Origin of the sequence: Belnapia rosea (genome assembly GCF_900101615.1) — a bacterium.
GTDB lineage: Bacteria > Pseudomonadota > Alphaproteobacteria > Acetobacterales > Acetobacteraceae > Belnapia > Belnapia rosea.
The window spans coordinates 1-8,023 of record NZ_FMZX01000059.1 but is presented as its reverse complement, the minus strand read 5'-3'; the positions used below and the strand labels follow the sequence as shown (position 1 = coordinate 8,023).

General features: G+C 66.0%; 8 protein-coding genes, 2 rRNA genes and 2 pseudogenes. 11 read left to right on the top strand and 1 reads right to left on the bottom strand.

Features of this window, described 5'->3' with window-relative positions; all coding sequences use genetic code 11:
• The 7 genes from BLR02_RS27460 to BLR02_RS27435 all read left to right on the top strand — a co-directional run.
• Positions 1–331 (top strand): 23S ribosomal RNA (locus BLR02_RS27460); the annotation flags it as partial.
• A gap of 115 nt (positions 332–446) precedes the next feature.
• A 5S ribosomal RNA gene (gene rrf / locus BLR02_RS27455) occupies positions 447–561 on the top strand.
• A gap of 309 nt (positions 562–870) precedes the next feature.
• Positions 871–1,434, top strand: a complete 564-nt coding sequence (locus tag BLR02_RS29095; protein WP_143018362.1) for a hypothetical protein — start codon at positions 871–873, stop codon at positions 1,432–1,434.
• 215 nt (positions 1,435–1,649) lie between these two features.
• Entirely contained in the window at positions 1,650–4,019 is a 2,370-nt protein-coding gene (locus BLR02_RS27450) for a sigma-70 family RNA polymerase sigma factor (protein ID WP_090665410.1), read from the top strand.
• 191 nt (positions 4,020–4,210) lie between these two features.
• On the top strand, positions 4,211–4,414 hold the full coding sequence (locus tag BLR02_RS27445) for an SUV3 domain-containing protein (protein ID WP_143018361.1): 204 nt from the start codon (positions 4,211–4,213) through the stop codon (positions 4,412–4,414).
• A 104-nt stretch (positions 4,415–4,518) separates the two neighbouring features.
• A complete protein-coding gene (locus tag BLR02_RS27440; RefSeq protein ID WP_090665408.1) occupies positions 4,519–4,902 on the top strand; it encodes an SPW repeat domain-containing protein in 384 nt (127 codons plus the stop codon).
• A 39-nt stretch (positions 4,903–4,941) separates the two neighbouring features.
• Positions 4,942–5,532 (top strand): exopolysaccharide biosynthesis protein, encoded by a 591-nt coding sequence (locus tag BLR02_RS27435; protein ID WP_090665407.1) that lies wholly within the window; start codon positions 4,942–4,944, stop codon positions 5,530–5,532.
• Positions 5,533–5,658: 126 nt separating this feature from the next.
• Here the strand turns inward: BLR02_RS27435 and BLR02_RS27430 are convergent, their stop codons facing one another.
• On the bottom strand, positions 5,659–6,009 hold the full coding sequence (locus BLR02_RS27430; protein ID WP_143018360.1) for a hypothetical protein: 351 nt from the start codon (positions 6,007–6,009) through the stop codon (positions 5,659–5,661).
• A 184-nt stretch (positions 6,010–6,193) separates the two neighbouring features.
• Between BLR02_RS27430 and BLR02_RS30205 the strand changes: the two genes are divergently transcribed.
• The 4 genes and pseudogenes from BLR02_RS30205 to BLR02_RS27410 form a co-directional block, all read left to right on the top strand.
• Positions 6,194–6,856 (top strand): LLM class flavin-dependent oxidoreductase, encoded by a 663-nt coding sequence (locus BLR02_RS30205; RefSeq protein WP_218128101.1) that lies wholly within the window; start codon positions 6,194–6,196, stop codon positions 6,854–6,856.
• 5 nt (positions 6,857–6,861) lie between these two features.
• A pseudogene (locus tag BLR02_RS31190) lies at positions 6,862–7,014 on the top strand (SMP-30/gluconolactonase/LRE family protein); the annotation flags it as partial.
• A gap of 29 nt (positions 7,015–7,043) precedes the next feature.
• Entirely contained in the window at positions 7,044–7,706 is a 663-nt protein-coding gene (locus BLR02_RS27415) for an SMP-30/gluconolactonase/LRE family protein (protein ID WP_090665404.1), read from the top strand.
• Between the two features lie 47 nt (positions 7,707–7,753).
• Positions 7,754–8,023 (top strand): annotated as a pseudogene (locus tag BLR02_RS27410) (IS66 family transposase); the annotation flags it as partial.

The window sequence follows — 8,023 nt, the reverse complement described above, 5'->3', positions numbered from 1 at the left end:
GCCGATTAAAGCGGTACGTGAGCTGGGTTTAGAACGTCGTGAGACAGTTCGGTCCCTATCTGCCGTGGGTGCAGGAGACTTGCGAGGATCTGTCCCTAGTACGAGAGGACCGGGATGGACGTACCTCTGGTGTACCAGTTGTGGCGCCCGCCGCATCGCTGGGTAGCTAAGTCCGGACGGGATAACTGCTGAAGGCATCTAAGCAGGAAACCCCCCTCCAAACGAGGTCTCCCTCGAGGGCCGTGATAGACCATCACGTCGATAGGCCGCAGGTCGAAGTCGGGTAACCGACGCAGCCGAGCGGTCCTAATCGCCCGATAGAACTTCTGATCCACCATCACCGCAACGCGGCCGCAAGGCCGCACCGCACGCAGCACCAAACCGCGCCAACACGCGCTCTCAAACACACAACACTCCGGATAGCCCAGCAGGATCCGGCCCGGTGACCCGGTGGCTATCGCGGGGATGATACACCCGATCCCATCCCGAACTCGGACGTGAAACACCCCAGCGCCCATGATACTGCAGCTCAAGCTGCGGGAAAGTCGGTCGCCGCCGGGCCACCAGGCCGGATCCTACACAACACACACCAAAGCCGCCGACCTGAACAAGGTCGGCGGCTTTTGGCGTTTCGGCGTCCGTCAGCGCAAATCACCGGCACCGCTCTCCGCTATGACACCGGAACTCGGCGCGGAACCGGACCTTTATACTCCAAGGTCGGACCACAGTGCATTTGCGGGTCAGCCGAAGGCTGATCCAAGGTGCTACATCGTGTGAGCTTCGGTAACTGAGACTTGGCACTTACGCTGCTGAACGCATATGCAAAGCTCGTGGCGGCCGAAAGTGTCGCACACCACAATATGGAAATTCATGTCCGAAGCAGATCGCGTCTTTCCCCGCCACAAAGAGCAGGGGGCACAACCTTCATCCGGTGAAACGCGCCACATTGTCAGCACCTCTCGTAGAGGCGGTTTAGGTGGCGGCAAGACCAGGGTGGTTGAGGTTGTCCACGTTCAGCGAGGCCGGGCGGATCCAACAGAACATCGCCAGCGCCCGGCGCCGTGGAAGATGCATGCGGAGACCTGGCCCGAGGGGTTCGGCGCGAAATCAGCCCCACCTTCCTCGCAGCACGAAGTCCCGCCAGCCGCAGCCGAACCCGCAGAACCGACCGTGCATGTCATGGCGATGTGGGAGCCCACACCGCAGCCGCCCGCAGAGCCGATAGCGCAGCCTGCCGAGCCGCCGGTCGAGGTAGCGATCGCCGAAGACTGTACGCCACGTACATCGAAGCCACGCGCGCCGAAGGTGGCCACGCGGCGTTTCGCCGATCCCTTCACTGATGACGACAGTGGCGCGAACTGCATCCGCTGCGGCTATCTCGTCGAGCCGGCACGGGAGAAGCGTGACCTCTGGACGTGCTCGAACTGCGGCTAATGGGTCTCTTTTGGTATCACTGAGGCTTTGCCAAAAGGGTGGTCCGCGCCGGTCGCGCTTCCTATATCAAGATCGTGCGCTGGAACAGCGCGCCTTCCCTACGGACCGAATCCGACCCCCGTGCCCGCCGCTTGCGGGTCCGCGGCCGCGGCGCGTGGTGGGCGCCTGGTCGCGGCGCTTGGCGGCAGCAGGGCCGCGCAGGAGTCGGTGGAGAGATGGACGGGTTTGTCAGGGGTGGGGTGCTGGACGAGACGGATCTCGACGAGCGCATGTCGAGCCAGCTCGACCTGCCCGTACCGGACGATATCGCTGCCTGCATTCCGGACGATGAGCCTCCCGCTTGGGAGGAGGTCGAGGGCATAGAGCCAGCAGACGAGCTGCTGCCCGAGGACGACGCAACTTCGGCAGGCGCTCAGGAGACATTGCTGCAGGGCGGGAAGCAGGCGGATAGGCTGCTTGTGCCGGCCGCGCCGGTCGGGGGAAACCTCAACCCGGCAACGCTCGGCCACAGCACCGATCCCGTGCACCTGTTCCTGCGCGAGATGTCCCGCGCCGAACCGCTGTCGCGCGAGGAGGAGGTGGTTCTCGCCCAGCGCATCGAGGCGGGCCGCGAGACGATGCTCCTCGCCATCAGCGAATGCCCGTCCACGCTGGCGATGATCGCCGGCTGGCGTGACGCCGTCGACGAGGGTCGGCTGCCGCTGCGCGAGGTGGCGGAGACGGAGGCTCTTGCGGCGGCCTCCGACAGCGCGGAGGACCTGGACGGAGAGGCGGCCGGCACGCTCGAGCAGCGGGCCAGGCCGGACGTTCTTGCCGCTCTCGATGCCGTCGTCGCAGCGGGCAAGGGCCGGCCGCCGGGACCGGGCGAGAGCCGCCGCAGCATCGCGGCCCTGATCGGGGCGCTGCGGCTGCGGGCGGACCGCCTGGATGAGTTGGCCGGGCGCATCCGTGATACCCATCGCAGCCTGGTGGCGCTGGATGGGAGGGCTCTCCGTCTCGCGCAGGCGGGGCGCGTGGAGCGGGAGGAATTCCTTCGCCACTGGACATTCGACGCGGCAGCCTTCGAGCGCCTCGTGTCCCGCCTGCCGAAGGCACTCGCCCGGGATCTCCGCGAGATCCGCGCGCATATGGCCGCGCTGGAGAGGGAGGCCGGGCTGCCAGCGCCCGAGATCCGGCGCATCCATGCCGAGATGAGCCGTGGCGAGCGCGAGATGCGCCGGGCCAAGGAGGAGCTCACGCGGGCGAACCTGCGTCTCGTCGTGCATCTCGCACGGCGCTACCGCAATCGGGGGCCGATGCTGAATGACCTGATCCAGGAGGGCAACATCGGCCTGATGCGCGCCGTCGACAAGTTCGACTGGCGCCGCGGCTTCAAATTCACCACCTACGCAATTTGGTGGGTGCGGCAGGGCATCACCCGTGCGATCGTCGACCAGGCGCGCACCATCCGCATTCCCGTGCACATGACGGAGACAGCGGCGAAGATCGTCCGTACCAGCCGCACCCTCGCGCAGCAGACCGGCCGCGAGCCGACGCCTGAGGAAGTGGCCCTGCGCGTCGGCATGCCGCTCGACAAGGTGCAGGCCGTCCAGCGGCTCGTCCGCGATCCGGTCAGCCTCGACACGCCGGTCGGCGAGGATGCGGATGCGCGGCTCGGCGACCTGATCGAGGACCGGAATGCCGTGCTGCCCTTCGACGTGGCGGCAAGCGCGGACCTGCGCGCAGCCACGGCGCAGGTTCTCTCGGGCCTTTCGCCGCGGGAAGAGCGCATTCTCCGCATGCGCTTCGGCATCGGCACGGACCGCGACCACACGTTGGAGGAGGTAGGGCGGACCTTCAACGTGACGCGCGAGCGGATTCGTCAAATCGAGGCCAAGGAGCTGAAGAAGCTGAAGGAGGCGGCGGACGGCGCGCATTGCGGAGCTTTCTCGACGGCGAATAGCTCGTCCCATTCAGGGACGGCCCAAGCCGGCACGCCCGTGTGCCGCTTGCGCCTGAGAGAACGGTTATTTGCATCGTCCTCATCCTCACGCCTGCCGAATGTGGCACGGGACGAATGGTGGCGCCCGGCGTTGTATCGGAGCTGCTGGGCTAGGGAGCAATCCATGTCGGACGAGGAACGCATTCGCCGCCGCGCCCATGAAATCTGGGAGCGCGAGGGGCGGCCCGAGGGTCGGCAAGACGACCATTGGGCACAAGCCTGCTGTGAGATCGCTACGGAAGAGAATGGCCCTGGCGCCGCGGCCTCATCCTCCAGCGTAGATCCAGACCCGCCCTCGCCACCACAGATGCCAATGTCAGGCGTTCTCGGCGGACAGTTCGGTGGCGAGGGCGCCGCCAATCTATCGGGCGGCGTTGGAACGACCCTCACTCAGGGCTCGGGAGCGGCGGGCGGGGATGCCGGGCCGCTTGGTGGCGCAGGTAGCGCGGCTGCACACCACCCCGGGATTGGCGCGAGCCTGACGGAAAGCCCGCTGCGTATGGGATCGACATCTGTGCCGCCGGACGATGCGGGCCCGGGAATCGCAGATTCCGGCTCACCGCATGGCCCCTCGGCGGGCGATCGCGGCAAGGGCTTCAGCTGAGGGACTGCTATCGGCAAGGGTGACCACCTAACGGAAAGCGAAACCGGTCTCGGTGCGGCCGGACTCTCCGGTGATGAGGCGCCTGGCCGGATCACCGGCCGAGGTTGACGAGTTTGGAATGGAGGGCGGGGCGAAGAGGAGGCGCATAGGTTCCTCGGACGGCTTGATCTCTCCCAGCATCCCGATGGTGCTTGACCCAGGAGGCGATGCAACTGGCCGAGCAGGTGCATCGCCGGCTCGTTGCTTGGCGCTGGATGGCGCTGCGGTTTCCGGAAGTCTACCGAGACAGTGACGCTGTCCTCGCGGAGAGTCGCTGGCTCAACGAGTGGATCGAGGCGGTGCTGGCACGCGACCGTACGGTCGGATGCTGGCCTTGGCGGGTAGTGCGGCGTTGAGGCCACCAATACGCGGGCCATTCCCGGCGCACGACGAACTGCGGAAACTCGTCAAGCGTTCGAGTAACTCACAAAGGGCGCCCTGGGCGCAGGAGGAGGGTGAGTTGCGCTTCATCTCAACGCGCGCACATGGCGCGATCGACTATCTCATGGGCGTCCTACTCATCATCATGCCCTACATCCTCGGCTTCGCGGACGGCACCTCGGCGCAGTGGATCCCGCAGATCATCGGGGCGGCGCTGATTGGCGCCTCGCTGTTGACGGATTATGAGTTCGGCGCCGTACGCATGATCCCGATGCCGGTCCATCTGTTCCTCGATGTTGGAGCCGGCTTGCTGTTGGTGGTCTCGCCCTGGCTCTTCGGCTTCGCCGACCGGGTGTTCTGGCCGCACCTAATCCTCGGCATCCTCGAGATCGGAGCCGGGCTTACGACGCGTACGACCCCGGAGACAGCGGCGGGTACGGGCGCCGACAGAACTCTGCGATGACGAACCGGCGGTCCTACTAGCAGCTCGCCCAGCTCCTGTATGAACGCGCACTTCCCTGGCTCGGTCGTGCTGGAGGAGCTGGTCCGGGATATCCGGGCAGGGGAGGTGACGCTTGAGAGCCTGGTGGACGGGACCGGCGACCGGTCCTTCGGGCTCATCCTGCTGCTGCTGGCGCTACTTGGCCTTGCCCCCGGAACCTCGACCCTCGCTGGACTGCTGCTGATCGTGCCGGCCTTGCAAATGGCGCTGGTCCACCCGCGTCCCGCTCTCCCCCGGCACATCGCGCACCGACAGGTCAAGCCGCAGCACCTTGCCTGGACTGCAGGCTGGGCCGTCCCGACGCTCCGGTGCCTGGAGAGGCTCTCCCGTCCACGCTGGCTCACGGTGCAGGAGGCGGTGCGGCGCCTGGTCGGCGTCACCGTGCTGCTGCTGGGTGCCTTGCTGCTTGTCCCCGTTCCGCTCAGCAACATTCTCCCCGGGCTGGACCTGGTGCTGATCGCCTGCGCTTGCCTACAGCGGGATGGGCTCCTGCTCTGCCTCGGCCTCCTCGCGGCTCTGGTCCTGCTCGGCGCCGCCTCGGCCGTCGCCTGGAGAGCTGCCGGCATCGCCCTCTCATGCTGGGTCGCTTGAGGTACGGTGGTACGGCACTCAAGCTAGTTGCGACTATGTCCGCTCACCGCGGTAGAGCAGACATCCAGGCGGCGAACGCTACAGCCGTTAACCGCCCGGAGCGGTCATTTGATGGGACGGCCGGTATCATTCCTCGTCCTGTGCAGCGTCGGCCGCGAGGTGCGTTTCGTACCAGTCCAGCATGTCGCGCGCGAACTCAGGCTCCTCCGCCAAGCGACCGAGGAATGCCATGGCCAGTCGCACCGGCAGACTGTCGGAAGCGTCAGCGTCCCCACTGTCCTCATCCTCCAATTCGGCGTCTGCCGTTACCAACTGCCCGCTGAACTCTTCGGCGGAGCCTCCTAGGATGGCTGCCACCTCACCCCTTCGCAGCACGAAGGCCGTACGCTCCTCGCCGGTCTCCTCGTCCTTGAGCACAAAGGTCCTGTCGTCCTCGTCTACCTCGATAGGCGTGTTGTCGTCCGCGTCTTCGGCCATCATTCATCTCCGGTCCTGCCGGCGGACGCCTTTGCGCCCAACGGCTTGCCTCCTGCTGCAGGATGGTGGTGTTGCCGACCATTCAGAGCCGTACACTCTGAAGTGGCCCATTATGCTCGGAGCCCGGCAGAGCCTACGCAGGAAGCCGGTTCAACGCGCCGCGCTAGGACAAGGCTAAGGCTAAGTGAAAAAGGCCGGCGGCCAAGCTCGCGGCTCAATGGCTCAGGCCCCAGCGGAAATCCTGAGGCCGTTCGGGATGCGCGGAATTGTTGTGGTTCGAGCAACTCGAGACCGCGACCGATTTGCTGATGCGAGCGTCGAAACGCCGACCCGATCCCCGCCGTTCAGCGGAACAACTGCACTGGTCACGCAACTGGGCGAAGACTTGCAGGTTCCGGGAGACCTCTACAGAGGCGTCCCGATCATGGCGCTCCCGCCCCGCATTGGCTTTCATGCCTCGCATGAGCAGTTTTCCCCTTCCGAACTCCTGGCCGTGGCGCGGGCAGCCGAGCAGACGGGCTTCGACTGCGCGATGTCCTCCGACCATTTCCGGCCCTGGGGCTTGGCGCAGGGCCATTCCGGTTTTGCTTGGTCGTGGTTGGGAGCGGCGATGGCAACAACCCGGCTGCCCTTCTTGGTGATCTCCGCACCGGGCTATCGCTACCATCCCGCCATTTGGATCTCCTCTGACCTCGGCTGGCACGCGGCCCGGATCGCGGAGCTTGCCGAGCTCGGCTTCGACGAGATCCAGCTTCACCAGGTCGGTCGCAACCAGCAGGCATTCATCGATGCTTTCGGGGGAGCGCGTGCTGCCTGCGCTGCGCCGTTGAGGGGAGAGCCGGAGTGACCGCTATGGGCTCGGTGCTGGGACAGGCGCGCCTTGTCTGGGCAGCCGGTGCCCAGCTCGGAGAAGGCGCGCTCTGGGACGCCCGGGCTGGCCGGTTCTGGTGGGTGGATATAAAGGGCTGCTGCCTGCACCGGATGGACGAGGCTGGCAGCGACCGAAGATCTTGGGATCTGCCGGAGGAGCCAGGATGCCTGGCGCTCACGGAGGATCCCCCCGCAGAATCATTATTGGGCTACGGACCGGGGTCTTCTCATTCGAACCGGAGACGGAGCAACTCGCGTTCCTGGCCGCGCCGGAAGGCCATTCTGCGCGCGACCGCCTCAACGATGGAAAAGTGGACCCCTCCGGGCGCTTCTGGTTCGGCACCATGCATATCGATGAGCCCCCGTCGGAAGGCGCCCTTCATATTTTGGACGGCCCCGAGCGGGTGGCACGCATCGACGGACCCTACACGGTTCCGAATGGCCCGACTTTCTCTCCGGACGGCCACGTCGTGTACTGCGCCGACAGCCCGACCCATATGATCTATTCCTACGATTTGCGTGGCAAAATTCCCGGGAAGCGGATGTTTGTTCGCTTCGACGATGACGACGGTTATCCCGGCGGCATGGCGGTGGACGTCGAGGGATGTCTTTGGGTCGCCCATTGGGGTGGCGGCTGCATCTTCCGCTTCTCGGCCGATAGGCTGCCTTTGGGCAGGATCGAGGTGCCGACAGCGAACGTCACGTGCTGCGCCTTCGGCGGCGTCGACATGCGCACGCTGTTCATCACCACAGTCGGCGGGCTGGGCGTCCTCGGAGAGGCGATTGCAGGCGGTGTTTTCACGGCCCGGACCGCTGTCGCCGGGTAATTACCCACCCCCTTGCGCTGGAGTGGGTTGGCTGATTCGATGCTGGCATGCAGCGGGACGAGCTTGAGCGGCTAAGCAAGACGGAGCTGATCGAGCTGGTGCTGCGACTGCAGCGGCCGGAGAAGACGTCGCGCACATCCTCCAAGCCGCCGTCCACGGACCGGAAGGAACGGCGCGAGCGCGCCAGGCCTGGAGGCGCCAAGCCGGGCCACGCGGGCCACAGTCGGCCCTTGAGCGACGATGTCTCCGAGAGGATTGCCCACCGCCCTGAGGTCTGCCCGTGTTGCCGGATGGCGCTCGCGCCCGACCTCCCGGTC

Coding starts and splice junctions, on each gene's coding strand:
- BLR02_RS29095 (WP_143018362.1), top strand. CDS start 871: ATGTCCGAAGCAGATCGCGTCTTTCCCCGCCACAAAGAGCAGGGGGCA.
- BLR02_RS27450 (WP_090665410.1), top strand. CDS start 1,650: ATGGACGGGTTTGTCAGGGGTGGGGTGCTGGACGAGACGGATCTCGAC.
- BLR02_RS27435 (WP_090665407.1), top strand. CDS start 4,942: ATGAACGCGCACTTCCCTGGCTCGGTCGTGCTGGAGGAGCTGGTCCGG.
- BLR02_RS27430 (WP_143018360.1), bottom strand. CDS start 6,009: ATGGCCGAAGACGCGGACGACAACACGCCTATCGAGGTAGACGAGGAC.
- BLR02_RS27415 (WP_090665404.1), top strand. CDS start 7,044: ATGCCTGGCGCTCACGGAGGATCCCCCCGCAGAATCATTATTGGGCTA.